The organism is Nostoc sp. FACHB-133 (assembly GCF_014698055.1).
Lineage (GTDB): Bacteria > Cyanobacteriota > Cyanobacteriia > Cyanobacteriales > Nostocaceae > Nostoc.
The window spans coordinates 15,060-34,237 of record NZ_JACJSH010000034.1 but is presented as its reverse complement, the minus strand read 5'-3'; the positions used below and the strand labels follow the sequence as shown (position 1 = coordinate 34,237).

General features: G+C 40.4%; 13 protein-coding genes. All 13 read right to left on the bottom strand.

What is annotated here, in order from left to right:
* Positions 1 to 651: 651 nt before the first annotated feature.
* Complete coding sequence (locus tag H6G86_RS24080) at positions 652 to 1,782, bottom strand: glycosyltransferase family 4 protein (protein ID WP_190936440.1); 1,131 nt, start codon at positions 1,780 to 1,782, stop codon at positions 652 to 654.
* Between the two features lie 274 nt (positions 1,783 to 2,056).
* Complete coding sequence (locus H6G86_RS24070; RefSeq protein WP_190936438.1) at positions 2,057 to 3,493, bottom strand: O-antigen ligase domain-containing protein; 1,437 nt, start codon at positions 3,491 to 3,493, stop codon at positions 2,057 to 2,059.
* A 76-nt stretch (positions 3,494 to 3,569) separates the two neighbouring features.
* Positions 3,570 to 4,496 carry a glycosyltransferase family 2 protein gene (locus H6G86_RS24065; RefSeq protein WP_190936437.1) on the bottom strand — a complete coding sequence of 309 codons (927 nt, stop codon included), beginning with the start codon at positions 4,494 to 4,496 and terminating at the stop codon, positions 3,570 to 3,572.
* A complete protein-coding gene (locus H6G86_RS24060; protein ID WP_190936436.1) occupies positions 4,414 to 5,637 on the bottom strand; it encodes a glycosyltransferase family 4 protein in 1,224 nt (407 codons plus the stop codon). The genes H6G86_RS24065 and H6G86_RS24060 overlap by 83 nt, the downstream gene beginning before the upstream one ends.
* A gap of 286 nt (positions 5,638 to 5,923) precedes the next feature.
* Positions 5,924 to 6,916, bottom strand: coding sequence for a glycosyltransferase family 2 protein (locus tag H6G86_RS24055; RefSeq protein WP_190936435.1), 993 nt, complete (start codon positions 6,914 to 6,916; stop codon positions 5,924 to 5,926).
* Positions 6,917 to 6,975: 59 nt separating this feature from the next.
* The gene (locus H6G86_RS24050; RefSeq protein ID WP_190936434.1) at positions 6,976 to 8,178 is read right to left on the bottom strand and encodes a glycosyltransferase family 4 protein; all 1,203 of its coding nucleotides are present in this window, start codon (positions 8,176 to 8,178) and stop codon (positions 6,976 to 6,978) included.
* Positions 8,179 to 8,248: 70 nt separating this feature from the next.
* On the bottom strand, positions 8,249 to 9,088 hold the full coding sequence (locus tag H6G86_RS24045; RefSeq protein ID WP_190936433.1) for a hypothetical protein: 840 nt from the start codon (positions 9,086 to 9,088) through the stop codon (positions 8,249 to 8,251).
* 131 nt (positions 9,089 to 9,219) lie between these two features.
* Positions 9,220 to 11,061 carry a heterocyst formation ABC transporter subunit HepA gene (gene hepA / locus H6G86_RS24040; RefSeq protein WP_190936432.1) on the bottom strand — a complete coding sequence of 614 codons (1,842 nt, stop codon included), beginning with the start codon at positions 11,059 to 11,061 and terminating at the stop codon, positions 9,220 to 9,222.
* A 114-nt stretch (positions 11,062 to 11,175) separates the two neighbouring features.
* Positions 11,176 to 11,895, bottom strand: coding sequence for a heterocyst development glycosyltransferase HepC (hepC, locus tag H6G86_RS24035; protein WP_190936431.1), 720 nt, complete (start codon positions 11,893 to 11,895; stop codon positions 11,176 to 11,178).
* 638 nt (positions 11,896 to 12,533) lie between these two features.
* Positions 12,534 to 14,762, bottom strand: a complete 2,229-nt coding sequence (locus H6G86_RS24030; RefSeq protein WP_190936430.1) for a GumC family protein — start codon at positions 14,760 to 14,762, stop codon at positions 12,534 to 12,536.
* Between the two features lie 142 nt (positions 14,763 to 14,904).
* Positions 14,905 to 16,005: a glycosyltransferase gene (locus H6G86_RS24025; protein ID WP_190936429.1), complete on the bottom strand. Its 1,101-nt coding sequence runs from the start codon at positions 16,003 to 16,005 to the stop codon at positions 14,905 to 14,907.
* 451 nt (positions 16,006 to 16,456) lie between these two features.
* Positions 16,457 to 17,770, bottom strand: a complete 1,314-nt coding sequence (locus tag H6G86_RS24020; protein WP_190936428.1) for an NAD(P)H-dependent oxidoreductase — start codon at positions 17,768 to 17,770, stop codon at positions 16,457 to 16,459.
* A gap of 109 nt (positions 17,771 to 17,879) precedes the next feature.
* Positions 17,880 to 19,124, bottom strand: a complete 1,245-nt coding sequence (locus tag H6G86_RS24015; protein ID WP_190936427.1) for a glycosyltransferase — start codon at positions 19,122 to 19,124, stop codon at positions 17,880 to 17,882.
* Between the last annotated feature and the right edge of the window lie 54 nt (positions 19,125 to 19,178).

Below are 19,178 nucleotides of genomic sequence, written 5' to 3'. Positions count from 1 at the left end.
TTTATTATTCCCACTATTTTTACAATAAAAGACAAACTAAGCTTCAAATATATGAAGATTTGATGAGTTCGGTAATTTGAAGAATTTGGTGGATCAAATAACAGAGCAGCACATCTATAGCTTTGTATAAAATATTTAAGTAATAGTCGATCAATTTTATGCAATGAAGCAAATTAATAAGAGTTAGATAAAGAATTTAAGCCATGAAATCAAAAGAAAATCAGCTAGGTAAGGAATAATTTTTTGCTAGACTAAGTAAGTTGGCACAATAAAATCAAACTATATAAATAAAAATAAACTAGGCTAAAACCCTTATGCCTATTGACTTTAGTAAGATTGCCTATTGTCTTAACCCAACGACGATTATTTGCACCCACTCACTTAATTTAGCTGCACTTTATCCATATCGTTAAGCGATGCGACTAGTGTTAGTTTTTACATCACTCAAGTAGGCTGATAGATAAAACAGTTAAGTAATTAATTTAAAAAATAAGAGTAGAGACGTTGCAATGGAACATCTCTACTCGCCAAGATAGGGGAAAATTGCGATCGCTAGATATTTGTTGACCACAGACTGTACATAGATAATTCATTAGCATCAATCTGTGTTTTCGTTTTCATAAAACTGACTTTTGCAAAAAGTTTACTATTTCATTCAGCAGATGAAACACTGGGTATTGCAGAACGAATTGCACTAATAAAGTTTTGAGCATAATTCTGCGTTGAAAAATCTAAAGCGCGTTGCCTAGCAGCGATTCCTGTACTGCGAGCAAATTCTTGTTCGTCAAGATAGCGGAGAATTGCGATCGCTAATTTATCCGCATCGCCGTAAGGTGTTAATAGTCCATTCATTCCATCGGTAATAATCTCTGTCGGGCCTCCTGCATCGCCAGCAATCACAGGTTTACCCAGCGCCATCGCCTCAATAATCACAATTCCGAAGGGTTCTTTATCCGAGGCATGAACGAATACATCCATCGCCTGCACCCACTCCGGGATATTACGCTGTAATCCAGCCATAATTACTTGTTCTTTCAAGCCCAAGGTAGCAATTTCGGCTTTTAAGAAGTCCTCATAGTCTGGTTCTAAATCGTGCTTACCGCCAACTACCACACAATGAGCATCAGGATACTTCTCTAAAATTTTGGGCATTGCTTGCACCAATATGTGCATTCCCTTCCATCGTTGCAATCGTCCCACAATTCCAATCAATGGACCGTGTAAAGGTAAGCCTAGTTTGCGCCGTGCTTCTTCTGGAGTTGGCAAAGCATCAGGCTCAAATCGGTCTAGTGCGACACCAGGATAAACCAAGGGTGTTGGTCTATGGGGCCAAATCTCTGCTTGTGCTTGCTTACCATCTTGGGAGAGAGTGATAATTGCGCGGGCTGGGATTAAAGTAGCGAGTCTTACCAACCAAGTTTTATCGCTAGGTACTTCTAGCTGATACCATACAGCAGGTAAACCAGCCAACATCGCCGCCAAACCTCCAGATATATGCGTAATCCACATCCAATTGACAATTATATCTGCACGTTCGCGGCGTGCGATCGCAGCTATCTGAAAAACAGCACCAATAAAACGGTGGATTTGGCGTAAACGTCCACTTTCTACAACTCGTGCATCAATGCCAAGGGACTTTACTTGTTCTACCATCGGGCCGTGTTCTAAAAATATTACCAGCCACTCAACACCAGCATTACGTCCCTGCTGTACCAAATCCCAAAGCATCATTTCACCGCCGCCTCGTTGTTCGGCTAGTGGCATTATAATAATTGCTTTCATAATTTATATCAATCCTAAATAATTTGTAAACTTCTTTCTTTTTTCTCTTCTCTACGACAGGCTGCGCGTTCACGTAGTGTCTCGTAGAGAAGGCGACTTGGCGGTTTTGATAATTTTTACAACTCCAAAACGAACCGCAGAGACGCAGAGAAGCCAGTACGTTGGGCGGGTTCCCCGACTTGAAGCAACTGGCGCGACACAGAGAGAATGAGAAAATGCTTAATACAAGTACATTGCAATAGGATAGTCAAATATTTTTGGATTAATTCATAATTCATAATTCATAATTCTTTTGATGTTGATAATACTTATGTCCTGCCATAGCCATAGCTAAAAATCCCCAAAGAATCATCCCTGCCACACTTAACATTCCACTACCAATAATTAGCTGTGTAGCAGAACTGATACCAATCGCGCGAGCAGCACTGATAAAACTATCAAAACGTCCTTCACCATAACTGCTAACACTAATAATTAACAAGATTAATCCACCCATATAAAAGATGGCTCCAAACCAACCAAGGGTGAAAAACATATCTAAAATGCCACTATCAATCACCACTACTTCAATTTGACCAGTTTTTTCGTTGACTTTCCAAATATTTCCTAAGCCGTTACCTAAACCATTAGAAAGGGCTAAACCAAGGTTTTTGTCATAACTTCCCGATCTATCTTTAAAACTTGTATCATCTTGAAGATTAGAAAAAGTTTCCAAACGGGCTGATACAACTCCAGCAATTGGCTCAATAGTTGTCAATGGCACAACACAAATTGCCATCACCGCAATTATGATGATTAAGCGCATTTGAATTCGCGCCTTGACTGAAGCCACAATCATAATTATTCCAAATAACCAGCCTCCCCAATTAGTCCGCGCCTGTGTTAGTAAGAACGACAAGTAACCAACAGCTGAAGCCGGAAAAATTAAATTTCCCGAACTGGTAAATAACAACAGTAAACCAGCTTGCATGACGGAACCAAAAGGGCCGACTGAGTGCAATGTACTCCAGACACGCATCCCGAAAGGTACAGGGTTTCCAGAACTCATGAATAGTTTTGATTGGATTAGCCAATACTTATCCCACTCAGGAGCTACTACGAATTGATATATGCCATAAGTTCCTAAAATTAACACACACCAAAGAAATGTTCGCTGAATATTCTGGCGATAGCTAGGATAATCTCGCCAGTTTATAAATAAGTGAAAAGCGAAGATAATCGGACTGAGCCAATCCAGCAGCCCACGTGCTACAGGGATTGGTGGGTTATAAATCAGACCGATGAGAAAGCCATAAAAGACTCCGATAAAAGCCATAACAAACGGCAAACCCCCTTGACGTGAGGCGCGGGGAAAATGTCGCAAGAATGTTGCTATGGTTACAAACACCACTAAGTATGGTGCTATGAGCATCTGGCGGGTAGCGTCCCAGCCTACCCGATAGTCAACTAAGCGGGTAGCTAAGGGTGTGAGAAACCATATCCACCAGGTAAAGCTGATGTAGAGAATGGGATGCCGCAAGTATAAAAACACGGCTACAGCTAAAGCCGTCACCGGATAAATTAGGCGCAATGCAGCAGTAGCACCAGCAAAATAGCAAACTACAATCAGTAGTATAAAGCCTGCGATCGCCATCCACCCCTGTTGCGATCGCTCTTCTGGAGAATAATTTTCTTCTAAAAAACTATTGAAAAGTATCTGTCTAGAATTCATTCAATTTTAGATTTTAGATTTACACATAAAAAATCCCAAATGAAATAATCAGTCTGCAATGACCAATGACAAATGACTAATGACCAATGACAAATTGTTTATATCCCTGCCAACGCCCACGCCAAGATGCCAGCAACTTTTTACCTGCCAACTGTCCTTGGCTAGGTAAAAATCTCAACCATTGTACGAAACCCAAACTATCGCACGTACCTACAAATACTGCCCAGAATAAAAATACAATCCGGCGGATAAATGGCAAATGCTCTAGTAAAACTAGGGTTTCATTATGGACTAAATTAATAAAGGCAATCTCGTTAAAATTATTTCGCTGATCTTCATCAAAACGTTGTGCAGGATAGTGATCTACAGCAACATTAGGATCGTAAATTATCTTCCAACCAGCCCGCTTTAATGCCAGAGTAAATGCCATTTCAAAATGTACCTGCGCCCCAGTACCACGCATCCGCTCATCAAAGCGTAATTGTCCAATGGCCTCTTTACGAAAACTCATGTTTACGCCTTTGAGAATATCGACTTCGCGGGGTTCTCCCACTCCCAGATGATGGTTGCCAATCACTCGCCCAAACCACTGCAACTGTCCCACTACTGGGCGAGATTCGTCTTCTAATTTACTGCCGTGGTATACCCAATCACGCCCTCCCAAACCGCCAAGACGACTATTTAAGGTAAAGTAAGCGGCGATGCGCTCTAACCAATCTGGGTGTGGTGCAGCATCATCATCAGTAATGGAAACTATATCGCCCTCCACTGCTGCTAGTCCGGCGTTGAGGGCTGCTACTACGCCCGGTTGTGTGACTTTCACAGTATGCAGTGGAAGATTTGGCGCGTTTAATTGCGCCAAAAATTGCCAAGTTTCTGCATCCGTATCGCGGACGACCACTATCACCTGATCGACGGGTTTAATTTGCTTCTGTAGCGCCAAAAGGCAGCGTGATAGGTCTTGTGGACGGCGATAAGTTGGTATCAGAACGGTGTTCCGCATTCTTGCTTAACTCCTCGAATAGATCCACATAAGTTTGTGCCATAGTAGTCCAGCTATGTTGTTCTGCCACAGAACGAGCAGCTTTGCCCATTTGCTTTATGAGGGTGGGACTACTCACCAAAGTCAGCAACGCCAGAGCCAAAGCATCAATATCATCTGAGTCGGATAAGACGATGCCACATTCTGGTGTCACCAACTCTCCACCCCCAGTGGCTGTGGCAGTAATTACTGGCAGTCCTGAAGAAAGTGCTTCTAACAATACGAGGCTGCAAGCTTCGTATCGGGAAGGAAAAACAAATAAATCTACTGCTTGCATAATTTGGGGGATATCACGTCGAAATCCTACAAAATGCACACGTTCATTTAACCCCAAAGAGGCTGCTAACTGCGGGAAAGGGCTATTTTGGGTGTGTCCCACTACCACCAAATGTAAATCGGGAACTTTCACCAAGGCGTGCAGTACTGTATCTAAGTTCTTTCTGGGTGTGCGGATGTCTCCAGCGAACAATGCGAGGGTGACATTCTCCGGTAAACCCAACTTTTGGCGTAGGCGTAGCCCGCCGCAGGCATCGCTTTCACCAGGAGTAAACTCGTCTAAGTCAACGCCATTGATAATTACGCGAATGCGAGAACGCGGCACACTAATGTTGACTAATTCGTGAGCTACTTTTTCTGATACTGCTACGACAACCTGCGCTTTTTGGAAAGCCAGTTTTTCCCAACGCGCATTAAAAGCCGTAAACAGCCACTGGTATAAACCATATAAATCGCGGCGGTTGCGAGAAATATGAACAGGCGATCGCAACCATGAACTGTGGACAAAATGTACAGCATTCACATCAGCCGCAGCCAAATTAATTGCGCCATTGACTTTAACTAAATCAATCTCAGAGCGATGTTTCCGCAACCAATCTGTACTTTTTTGGGCAAATATGAAATTACGTACAAATTCTGTCGGATAATCTTTCACTGGAATTGGAATCCAATTAACTTGACTATTAGCTTCTAGTTCTGGTGCGATTTCACTAGCTAATAATGTTAGTTGATGACCACGACGAATTGCTTCATTAGCAACCTCATAGTTTACTCGTCCCTGTCCATCACCTTTCTTAATTTTATGAGTAACAATACAAAGTTTCATCCACTACCTTCTTTAGTAATTTAAGCTTATGTAAAACAGCAACTAAAAAGTTTCAAATAATCCAATACAGTTCAATTAAACATTTCTTTATTCTCTCAGTGCCCTCTGCGTCTCTGGGTTCGTCAAAAAATGACTTTGACAAAAATTTTTATTCTTAACTTAACCGTATTGTCAAATAATCTTCTTTTCTTACCTTCAAGGTTCGTTAAAAAATAGCATTTACACAAACAAAGATTTTCAGGTAGGGGCAATTCATAAATTGCCCCTACAAGGCCATATTGCTCTACTATTTCGACAATTCTATTAATTTATTTGCCAAAAATTGCGGAGTAAAGCTAAGACTTAGCGCTACTAAAGTTCGCGCATTAAATTTTTGTTTAGTCAGCGCCTGCCAAAAATAAGGACGTGCTACTGCTATCTGTTTACTTCGCAGCAAACCAATTCCCAAAGTTGTATTAGCCTCTAACCATTTTTGTTGAAAGTACGTTCTAAATTGCTGTAACCGAGCGTCTTCCATAAAGACTTGATAACAGAACATTTCGCTTTTAGCTTTGCGGATTTTTGCCTGCACATCTCGACTACCACTAAGCATAGTATCAGTTTGCTCATGGGCACGATATTGCGTCAGTCTTTCTGGATAGTAGTAAGCGCCATAACCCGATATACAACACATGTAAGTTAAATATAAATCCCACATCCCACCAACTTCTGGAGGAATACTATCCCAATCGACAAGATTATTGCGAATTACACAAGATGCAGCAGTAGGGATACTTTTATCTACTAATCCAACTTTATAGAAAGGTTGATAAATTCCTTCTTTGAGTTTATCTCGCTTATAACCGCGTGTATTTTTTTCAGTTCCAGCATTATCAATTATGCTATTTGCATCTATGATATATTGGTCACAAAAAGCGAGAATTAATTCAGGATTGGCTTCGAGAACTGGTACAAGCTTTGCTAGAAAGTCTTCATTCCACATATCATCATCATGAAGACTAGCAACATATTTACCTCGTGCCATATTGAAGCCATGCTGTTGATTAGCAAGCATACCTACATTTTGTTGGTGCCGCCAAAATCTGATGCGTGAATCACCAAAAGATGCCACAAGTGCTTGAGGATTTTCTGGACTGCAATTATCTGAAACAATAATTTCGATATTTTGATAAGTCTGTTTAATAGCACTAGCGATCGCTTGCTTGAGATAGTCTGGTCGGTTATAGGTAGGGATAATAACACTGACTAAAGGCTGTTGGCATTCTTGAGATAATGACATATTTTTTTCCTTTATATTTCATAGATAGATAAAAGATGCACCTTTGGAGCAAACTAAGCTTATTTCACTTGAGAAATACTATATAATTTTTTCGTTCTCGCAGGAAATTCGGCTATTGTTTTTGCATAAATTGTTCGCAGATTATTTACATGAGCAGCCATTGTAAATTCCTTCATCAATAAAGCATGGCCTTGTTCGCCCATTTGTCGGCTTTTTTGATAATCTCCATCCAAATAATTAATAGCATCAACTAGCTTTTTGATATCATTACCTGGAACAAGAATACCTGTTTCTCCATCTCGTAAATGTTCTGGAATTCCTCCGACTGCACTACCAATTACAGGGCGATAATTAGAGTATGCTTCTAGAGTTACAAGACCGGCAGGTTCAGGCCAGACACTAGGAAAGATGACTGCAAAACACTGTTGATAAAGTTGATTTATTTTTTCAGCATCGCACCAACCATGCCAAGTGATCCGATTACTTAATCCGAGTGTGGTTGCTAACTTTTCTAACCGTGGCCGTTCCCAACCTTCACCTGCAATATCAAGTTGAATTTGCGGATTTGTATGTATTAAGGTTTTAAGTAGCCATTCCAGACCTTTATCAGAAACAATGCGACCAACAAATAAAATTCTATGATTTTGGTGAACTTCTAAGCTCAGGGGAGCGGTCTTTATTTGTGGTACAGAAATCCCACAGTGTAGGGTTACAGTTTGCTCAGAAGGTACGCCATTTTTAATCAACTCTTGACGCACGTATTCGCTATTAGCGACAAAAGTAATTTTTACCTTTTTTAAGGTATCTAATAACTGATGAGTAATTTGAAGTTCTTTAAGAGTTCTTAAAGGTCTACGGCTACCACATTTATCTACTAACTTACCCCAAGTACAACCTAAGTAAGAAAAGTTGCGATCGCAGATTGTCCGTTGCCCTGCTAAATACTTTGTGCCACTAGGACAGTACAATGAGTGATTATGAACACTAAAGACAGTAGGACATTCGCCTGTAAGCTGCAATAATAAATCTGGGCTATGGATGTGCAGCAGCTTGAATTTACTTTGCTCAACGCCCTTGAGCGATTTTATCACGCGATCGCTAACTTCAGGTGGTCGATGTTCAAACAGAGAAGCTAAATAAGTTTCAACACCTCCGCCCTCACCTACATCAAAATTAGAGCATTGATAAATCAGGTCTTCTTCAAAAAGCCCTCTATGCAAGTGTTTATTATCTTGTTTGGCTTCATTGATTGAGTTAAGCATTAATCACCATTTGTCTTTACGTTACTATTAATTAGATTCCTCATATCAATAGAGGCTTATCTTCATCAACTTATATGCCAACATTAAACCAAAGCTTGTGTCTAACATCACTCACATAATGTCTGAGAGCAATATTTTTACTTGCAGATTTATCTGGATAAATAAACTGATCTTCTACATTGAGAACATATTTATTTGAGCATAGAGGTTTACCATGATTGTGGTGCATGGTCAAATGTACAATTGTTTGCTCAGTAAAATAACTAGGAACTTCTGGAAGATTTGCTAAACGTTCGATGGCAAAACTCCAGTCAAATTCATGCCTAAATAATATAAATCCACCATTTACAGGATTCGATTTTTCAGACTCATCATAAATAATTCGCTCGTCAAGCGACATCGAACAATCAGGTAGATAAAGAGAATATTTTTCGTCCGACTTACTCAAATCAATTAAGTCAATCCCGCCAGGAAAAAATAAAATATCCGAATCAGTGTAAATCGTAGTACCATTAACAGGAATCGACATCAACGCCGACAACTTTCTGCCCATTGGATGCAGTTGGGCATAATCAAGAACACATTGAGGTAAATCTGTTCTCAGAAAGTTTTGTAAAAGTATTACCTGAACGCAGGGATGGATACGGCGGAGTAAATTACAACTAGAATCAGTATAACTGCCATCGGAAACTACAGTAAATGTCTCTGGAATGCCGACATGACGAATGAATGAGCGAATACTTGCCACTTGTTCTGGTAAATCGCGTTCGCATGATAAAGCATAGATACTTACCGGAACTTGCCGAGTTTGCTTTATTGGGATGCTGACAATCTGAGAAATGGCTGCTTTATATAGAGAACGATTAAATTTACCTTGAATTTTAGCAGTGTGGTAGCCTATATTTACCATTTATTTTTCCTCGTTAAAATTATCAATAATTGAGTAGGGAAATGAATTCGTAATTTATATTTTGTAAATTACGAATTACGTACAGCCCTTTGGGCATGAAAACAGCGTAGCGGGGCGTAGCCCATTACGAATTACGAATTATAGTATTGCATCTGGTGATATTCCCACAGCTTGCCTTGGCGTGCGAGTAATTCTTGATACTTGCCCTGTTCTACTATCCGTCCTGCTTCTAGCACTACGACTTTATCTGCTTTTGCAATAGTAGAAAGACGGTGAGCGATCGCAATTACTGTTCTACCTACAGATAGCTTTTCTAACGAATCTTGAATTAAGCGCTCGGATACAGAATCTAAAGCGCTAGTTGCTTCATCCAAAATCAAAATTTCTGGGTTCCGTAGTAGTGCCCGTGCGATCGCAATCCGCTGTCTTTGTCCTCCAGATAATCTAACACCCCGATCTCCTAATTGGGTATTAAAACCTTCGGGCATTTCTAAAATAAATTCCAGCGCATTTGCTAATTTAGCAGCTTCTTGAATTTGCTCATTAGTGGCTTGTGGAGTTCCATAAGCAATGTTTTGCCAAACATCAGTATTGAAGATAAATGTATCCTGACTGACAACAGCTATTTTACGACGTAAAGAATTAATTTCAAACAGTCTTATATCAACTTCATCGATATAAACATTTCCCTCTGTGGCATTGTAAAATCGGGGGATTAAATCAGCAAGGGTGGTTTTACCAGCACCAGATGCTCCAACTAGTGCAGTCATTTTTCCCTTTTCAATGGTTAGGGTAATGTTATGTAGTACTATATTCTGGTCATCGTAACCGAAATCTACAGATACTAAATTTATCGCCCTTTCTAAAGCCTTAAACTGAAGTTTTCCATTCTTAAAATAATATTTATCATCACTTTTCAACAAATTTTTAATGTTGTCTGCCGAGCCATGTAGAGTACTGAGAAATGCTCGCGTGCCATTAATATCTTGAACAAACGGGACAAAGCGAAATAGCACAAAGAAAAATGTTAACAAAGAAGCGACCTGTAGCGTTCCATTACTAACCAAGCTAGTGAATGCCAAAACAATCATTCCGACCAATACCGTAGTAGCTGCTCCTTCGGCAATTGGCTTGACAAGTGTCCAAGTGAATACAACTTTAGTTGTAGAACTTACTACCTTGTCACTAGCTTTGTAGTAACGCTGGCGCTCAAATTCTTGAGTACCACAAGAATGAACAGTGCGAATGCCATTAATAAATTCTATGGCTGTTGATGTAAAGTTAGCATTGGCAGTTGTCATGCCAAAACTAGATTCTCTGACTCTGGCATTCAGATTAGATAACCCTACACCTAAAAGTGTAAATAGTAATGCTGAAATTATAGTTAGTTGCCATGATATCAAAAACATTGAGATTAAGTAGACAAGAGTTGTTATCCCTCTAGTTACTAGAAATGCTGCACCACTAAAACCCTGTCTAATTCTTTCTATTTCTGTGGTTATTGTGTTAATTAGTTCACCAGAACGAGTTTTGGCAAAGTAACTTAACGATAAGGATTGTAATTGTTCAAAAATTTGCTTGCGTAAGCGATCGCCAAAATGCAGCTGGGATAGTTCAGTATAAACTAGTCCAAAATAATTGAAGGCAACACGTAACCAAGTACTTAATAATATCAGTGAAGATATGCGGTACAAACGGTTAATTGATGATGACTTAGAACCTAAGACTAAAGTATCAAACCATTCTATTCCTGTTTGGACAGGTTGAGCATTTGGACTAGTTAAGCTTTGCAAGAATGAGAGTAAAAAACCAATGCTTACTCCTTCAAAGGTTGCTGCTAAAATTGAGAATGTTAGAGCTAAAATTACTATTTTGCGAAAGTGTTTAAATTCTCGCAATATCAAATAGTTGTCTTGCCAAAAGCTAGAAGCTTTGAGCAGACTACGGAATTTTTGAGGAAGTTGAGAATTCATCGATTTTATAATAATAGTTTGGCAAGGTAGAAAGACCGCTATAGATGCAATGTAAGTAATTTTTGCGTTAGCCTCAGTGCGGTAGATGAAATCATCAATTACCGCACAGATGAATTACAGTGTTTGGCTATCTAGATGTAACAGGTGAGATGCCTCTACTTTCCAGGAAGCTTTAATATCTGGTAGTTTATTTAGCTGTACTGCATCTTCCAAAGTCCAGCAATGAGATCCACCGCCAGTCAAACTCATGTCACCCCGCAGTACATTAAATAACTGTGGGAGATTGTCGAGATTGTATTTACCTATCCAACGCCCTAGTGGTGTGATGTGCGTGCAAAACTTCATTGCTTGAAAGAGTTTACCCCGTTCTCCAACACGCCATTCACGACAAAAAAGCGATCCTGGTGAGTAAACCTGCATTAATGCGATCAATCCCAGCATGACTGGACTTACTAATGCCAGCAATACTAAAGCAGCAATCCAATCAATTAATCGCTGCAATTGTCTCCAGGGTTGATTAGAAGGTTTATTAGCAGCAGGTATGCTTAGGAATATTGGTTTTTGAGCTTCTTGACACGCATCTGCCCAAAACCTGAGCAAAGCCTCACCCAGCTTTGGATCTATGCTTACCAAACTTACTGGAGAATGTTGTAAGCATTTTACTAGCGATCGCTTACTATCTAATGCAGGCAGATATGGTTGTTTCACTTGTCCAGGCTGCTTCACCAACAACTGACCCCGCCGCCACTGAAGTGTGCAGTACCCACGATTATCTTGGTGTTCCTGGGTTACATCATATAAATTCTCTAGAGTTGGAATTATTGAAGCTGTCATAATGTCTTTGGGTTTATACAGGAGTGAATTACTGAGGCGCTATCAAAGGCTATTAATGCCAAAGACCCAAATCCGAATCTTGTTGTAAGTCCAAAAAATTGGAGATAATTGAGGGCAAAAATATGTTATTGCTATTTGCCACCCAGTCAAGCACATATTGTCCAGGATTCTGCTGGTGTAGAGGTTTACAAATCAACGTTACTATCAATATTCATGGGCAATCGGTATTTTCCGGTAACTACTGAAAGTAGAAATATGTAGAGGGAAATTACCCATAAATCCATATCTACCTTTAATTGTACTGAGGTGTTTCTTGTGTCGATAGATTTAACAAAACTAGTCCACCCTTGCCTTCTAGCCTTTCTGAAGGTGCTTTAATCTCTAGAATATAAGACTATCTAGAAATAGCGATCGCTCAAATAAATTCTTTATTTACTCTTTAAAGAGCCAGTAATTTCTCTGAAAACCCATAAAGATCGCATAAATATACGAAAATTTTCCTGATAGCAATAAAATTAAATTTTGCTCATTAAAAAGTAGGGCATCACAGATGTGCTACCCTACCATGTGTTGTAATTAAACTAATTAGATCCCCGACTTCTTAGAGAAGTCGGGGATCTTGCATCTCGCGGTACTAGCTATTTTTCCACAGCTTGGCGTAGAGCCAATTGCTGTTGTTTGATATAAGGTACGTAATTACTGCTAGAGTTTGATACCCCATTAGCTACAACCCCAATCAGGTTTAACTTACTTAGCATTGCTGTAGCCTGAGTTAACTGGCTTCGTGTCACAATACCAATGCTTGCCACCATGACTACGCTACGACAAGATGATGCGGTAAGCATGGCATCCACCAAACCAAGAACTGGGGGAGCATCTATGAGTACCAAATCATAGTTTTCCTCAAAAGCTGCCATCAATTGCATCATGCGCGGAGAACTCAACAGATTCGCTGGATCAGTCGGTTTGGGCCCAGCAGTTAAAATATCGATGTAGGCGGAACCTGCATATTGAAGACTAATCTGGCTGGGTAGACTTGCATCACTCGCTAGTAAAGTTGAAAGCCCCTGTTCATTAGGAAGATTTAGTTGGTGGTGCAGGCTGGGATCGCGTAAGTTGGCATCAATTAATAACACCCTTTTGTGTAAACGCGCAGCACTCATCGCTAAACCTAACGCCAAAGCTGACTTACCCTCATCTGGTAAAGCTGAGGTAATCATCAAAGACTTCAAGTTAGCAACAGTATTTAAAAGTTCAATGTTTTTGTAAATCAGATCCAGCGATTCCCAACGTGGTGGAGATTGCAGTACCTGAATTGTCCAAGGGGCAAGAACTTCTGGCTTGCCAAAGGGCAATTTAATCATTGATTCTCTGGGTTTAGCTGGCGGTAACTTGGGGGTTGTTCCCAACAAAGGTAGAGCCATTTGCTTCTCTAACTCAGCAGTGGTATGAACTGCATCATCAGCCGAATCTCGAATAAAGGCAGCAATGCCTCCTAACATCAACCCAACTACAGCACCTAACAGCAAGTTCTGTTGGAGATTGGGGCCTAATTGTGCGCCTTTTTGGGGATCTTCTACCACTTCCCAATTAAAACCACCCTTGGAAAGTTCTTGCCGCAATTGTTGTTCTGCTCTTAAAAGCTGCTCTAACCTTTCACGGCTAAATTGCAACTGCGGTAGCATCCGATTGTAATAAGCCAAAAGAGGCGGGAAGCGTTTGATTTCCAAACGTAGCTCGTTTTCTTTCTGAGCTAAACTTTGATCGCGGGCAGTTAAAGCAACTATAGTTGTCTGCGTTTCTACTAACTGACCAGCAAGGCTAAGATCGATTTGCCCAAGTTGTCCTTTTTCAAGAAGAGAGTCTCCAGAAGTGAATGCACTAGCAGACTTTTCGCCTAAAGTTCTTCCTACTTCTTGTTGCAATAATTCCTTCTGTCCCTGAAGCTGTTCTTTGAGCTTTTGCACACTTGGAGTCTGATCTGTAAAGCGTAAGCGTTCTTGTGCTAGTGCCAATTCGCTTTTTTGGATTTCGTTTAGTAAGCCTTGATAGCGAGTAGACTGACTCAAACGAGAAGCAACTAGAGCATTTTGAGGAGAACGGTTAAGTTGTTCTTCCAAAGATTTTTGGCGTGCTAAGGCTTCGCCATACTGAGCGCGAGTTGTCTGTCTTTCTTGAGCGATATTATTCAAAGCTGTCTCAATCGCTTTGGCCTGTGACTCTGGATCAATTAAGTTCTGATTTCTACGAAACCTTTGTAAATTAGTCTCAGATGCGTTTACTTCTTCACTGGCTTTACTTAACTGTTCCCTAATAATTTGCAGACCTTTTTGTAACCGCGAAGTCTGCTGTTGTTTGTTATATTCCAGATAAACTTGTCGAATTGCACCGAGAACTTTTTGTGTCTTTTCTGGATCTCCAGCAGTGTATTCAACTTGAAAGATTTTTGTAGCGACATTATCTTCTTTGCTTCTCAATTGAGTTAAGACTAAAGAAGCTTTAATTTCACCTGTACTGATATCTGGATAATCAGACTGAAGTTTATCAACTGCTTTTTGGATAAGTCCAGAACTCTGCATCAAGTTAAGCTGAGTTGCAGTATCTATGACAATATTAGAGTCAGTAAACTGGCTATCTACCCCTGCTCCTTCTTTCTTACCTTGATAGTTGGATTCTACTAGCAGTTGCATTGAACTTTTATAAGTTGGTTTAGTTTTTAAAGTTACGATGCCTGCTATAGCAATAGAACTAATCAATACTGCTAAAAACCAAGGAAATCTTCGCACAAATACGGCAAACAATTGTCCGTAACTTGGTTCAGTTTCAGAGGCTGGATTTATTTGAGGATTTAGGCTAGTTTGAACCACTTTTATTATCCTTGTCTTCAAGACTTACGCTAAGAGATATCCCGAAGAGTACCTATTTGTTTACGAACCGCCAAGTGCGCTAAGTACGCCAAGGAGGAGAGAAAATCAATAGGTAATCTTATAGTGTCAAGAGATTCCGAAATCAAATGAATATTTGATGCCCGCCACAAGCTTGGTTAATAATTTGCTCAACTTTCCCAAAGAATGCATTCTCTGAAAAGTTTGCTACTGCATGATTACGGATGTGATCGTAATCCCAAGAAATGCCATTGGCTTCTTGTAATGCAATTTGTAGAGAGTCAGGTGTTTGTCTTTTGAAAAAGACTCCTGTTTCACCTGGTATTTGAGTATCTAATACTCCACCTGCTCCATAAGCGATAACTGGTGTGCCGCTAGCATTTGCCTCTACTGGAACTAACCCGTAATCTTCTAAGGCTGCGACAATAATAGACTTGGCTTTGGAAAACAAGTCTTTGCGGGTTCTATCACTTACGTGTCCCAAGAACACAATATTTTGTAATGCTTTAGATTTTAACCGTTCTAGTTCTGGCCCGTCACCTGATATTAATAAGTGCCATCCCAGCCAGTTAAAAGCTTCGACTATTATATCAAGGCGTTTATAGCTAATCATCCGGGCTGAAGCCAGATAATATTCATCTTTTATATCTGAAAAAACAAATTTACTAGTATCAATTGGATAGTTTACCATCATTGCCTTTTTGCCATAAATATTTTCAATACGGCGGGCAACAACACTAGAATTAGCAATGTAAAGGTCAGGTTCCTGTGCATATTTCAGGTCTACCTTTCTCATTACTTGAAATACTTGTTCAATTAAAGGTGCAAAATATCTATAGTCTCCGTACTCTCTTAAATAGGTTGCTGTATCCCATAAGAAACGGGTGACGTTATGGCAAAAACAAATATGGCGGGCATTGGGATTTTTTCGTACTGCTTTGGCGAAGCTGGTACTACTGCTAATAATTAGATCGTAGTCTTGCAGATCCAAAGAGCGAAAGGCAGGAAAGTATAGAGGAGCCATTGACCTGAAATACTTTGCTGCACCAGGGATTTTTTGTAAGAAGGTTGTGTTGACTATGCGATCGCCTAGATCAATAGTTTTTTGAGGATCGTACAGAGATGTGAAAATGTCTGCTTCAGGATAACGCTTACAAAGCAGTTCAAATACACGCTCTGCCCCACCTCGCTGGGTTAAATAATCGTGGACTAGAGCAATTTTCATGAATTTAACCTAAAGTTTCGATCGGGTTTGTTTCAAGGCTCCCCAGCAAGTTATTATCAACAACTTTAGTGTCCCGCAGTATAGCTTCCTATCCTCTTTACGAAATTCTGGCGACAAATATGTTGGTAGGGGCTTCGGAGATCCCCCCAACCCCCCTTAAAAAGGGGGGCTTTTTGTAATTTTTACCCCCTTTTTAAGCTACAGCTACACATCTTGGTAATGAAGCCCAAATTCTGGATTTACCCCCCTTAATCCCCCCTTGTAAAGGGGGGAAATATCCGGTTCTCCCCCTTTACAAGGGGGAGTTAGAGGGGGTCAGAAGGACTTGTGTATACACCGTAGCTTTTTAAGGGGGTCGCCGCAGGCGGGGGGATCTTATCCGTTATAAGGGGCGTACAACTGTATGTCCCTACAGCCAATTCATTTGTCGCAAATATTTTTGGAATCGATATTACCCAACTGCTACCAAGATTTTTTCTGGGGCGAAATAATTGTTTTGCTCAGTTCTTAGTTGGTCGCAGAGTCTGCCTTCAGGTAATTCTACATCCTCATAAGTGAGAACTTGATCCTTATTAATATCCCGTTTCAGGCGACATCCTTCAGCTAAACCAATTGGTAGGAGATTTTGCTGTTGGACGATATTGGAATTCTCACATTGTCCGTAGGTCATGTAGTAACCGATGCCATCTAGGGTTTCTCCAGCTTTCAGGTCGATTTTGGCGGTGGTAACAACATCTACTAACGGGCCTGCTAGCGGAGACATAACGGCATCACCGAAGAGGACAGCACGCGCTACGGACAGGGGAACTTCAAAATGACAGAGGTGATAAGGAGTATAGAAGCTGTAAAGAGGGCCTTCGCCTAATTTGTATAAGTTGAGATAGTGGCGTTGCTTGGGATCGTCGTGAGTGGCAAATACATATACGCCTGGGCCTGGTTTTGCTCCAACTACATAATCGACAATGCCGCCCAGTTCTTTGAGTTGTTCAACATCATATAGCTGGGTCATTTCATCGACAGAACCGTTGAAGTCATACCCTAACATTCCCCGTTTGGCGACTTTCATCCCTGTGGCATTGGCAACGATCGCTTGCTCAAAGGAAATTTTGGTTCCGTCAGCGAAGCTAGCCACCATGTGGGGCTTTTGACCCCAACGTTTAGCAAATCCTTCCTGGGTGGTGGGATTGCGATAGGGGTCTTGGAGTCCTTTAATGTTACCGCACAATAAGGGAGTTAAACCAATGCTTTTTACAAAGCGGTAGAGGTTCATTTGCACCCCTGGCTGATCGCCATCACAGGCGCTGAGAATGACACCTGCTTTGTCAGCATATACTTTCAGGATGGGGCCAATAGTGCCGTCGAGTTCGGCATTCATCATGATCACATGTTTGCAATGAGCGATCGCTTCCATAACGATGTGAGCGCCAAATTCCACTGCACCTGTGACTTCGATTAAGGCATCGATGCCCTCAGCCTGACATAGTAACTTAGCGTCTTCTGTGACTGCATACTTACCGTTTGCGATCGCATCTTCTAATTCGCTGACAGTTGCAACAACTTGAATATCTTCAATTCCTGCTTCCGAATAAGCTTGTTTAGCTGCATCAATCTGACGATTGGAGATAGCAACTAACTCCATCCCTGGCACTGAATTGACAATTTGGTTGGCAATTCCTCGACCCATGAAACCAGCACCAATCATTCCCACTTTGATAGGATTTCCTGCTGCTGCACGGGCTTGTAAGGCGCGATCGATAATAATCATGAACTAAACTCCTTTTTGGAACTGTTGGTTGTGATACAAATTCTCTATAAACTTGCACTTAATGATTTTTTACAGCTAAATATTAAGTACATTTTCATCGGAATTAAGATTAGTGATTGCTAGTAACTGGTTGTTTGCTAGATGATGTGGAAGCAGTCTGTTTTTTCTGGCTGTGATTTTCGATAATTTGCTCTACAACATTTCTGTAAACTTGAGCAAATTTTTCTTTGGTATGATTTGCTCTGGCATATTCCCACGCCTTCAGAGACATCAGCTTTAAGTTTTCAACAGGCAAATTGGAAATACTTCTAACTTTGTCTTTAATTTCTTCAAGGGAAAGGTTATCAAAAATCACACCAAAATCATGAACATCAACACCAGATTCGTAGCTTAAAATGGGAATTAGCCCAGCTTGTAAGCAACTAATTACTGCTCCTGACTGTCCTTCAGAAACAGAAGGATAAACCAGCCCTAGACAGTTATTTGTAACCTCTATAAAGTCAGGGCTACTAACATCAATCCACCCATAAGTGTGAATGTTAGGTGTTTCGTACAGTTCTTTATAGAAAGCTTGCTCAAATTCTTTGTCATTACTTACCGGGCCACAAACTGTTAAATGGTATTCCGGCATTTGGGCAAAGGCATCTAAAACTAAATCTAATCCTTTCAGGACTAAAGCACTACCACCAAACCACAGAAAACGTTTTCTTACCGCTTCAAAATTTTTCTTTTCGGGATAAGGATAAACGCTAGGCGAAGAAATTGGGATACGATACATTGGTTTGTTGGCATACTTGAATGTATCAGTTGTGAAATCGTTACCTAACACAATGGCACAATCGGCATGTTCAATTCCCAGGTTAGGAACCTCAAATCGCTGTGGTTTTAAGGTTACACCTTTGCGCTGTTGTACTTCTAAAAGCCTGTTGCATTCAGCTGCATTGCGAAACACCATATTTGCAATGTCAACATGGAAAATTTTGATGCAATCTTTATTGAGTTTTGGTGCAAGTGCTTCCATCCGATGACGGATATCAATGAAAAATGCGTAGTGCTTTTGCGGAACGAATTTATCATTGTGGAACTGGATAACATCAACGTTATAGCCCAAGTCTAAAAAAGTTTGGGCTATTTGCCAAACTTCCCAGTACCAAGTATGGTCATTAGGCATTGGCTGGCCAGGTTTTAAGAGGAATGGCTCAATCCGATAAGAAAGAAGCACATTCCCCTTAGAAGGTTGTTTTGGTTTTAGAGAAACAACCTGTAAGGTCTTAGCGTAATTAATCCGAGCTTGTACTTTGTTGGAGACAAAAGATATAGTATTAGCGATACGAGATAGAATCTTATTTGACATTTATTTCTACCTAATTTCATTAACTTAATATCTCAAAATTTAATTAGTAATTGA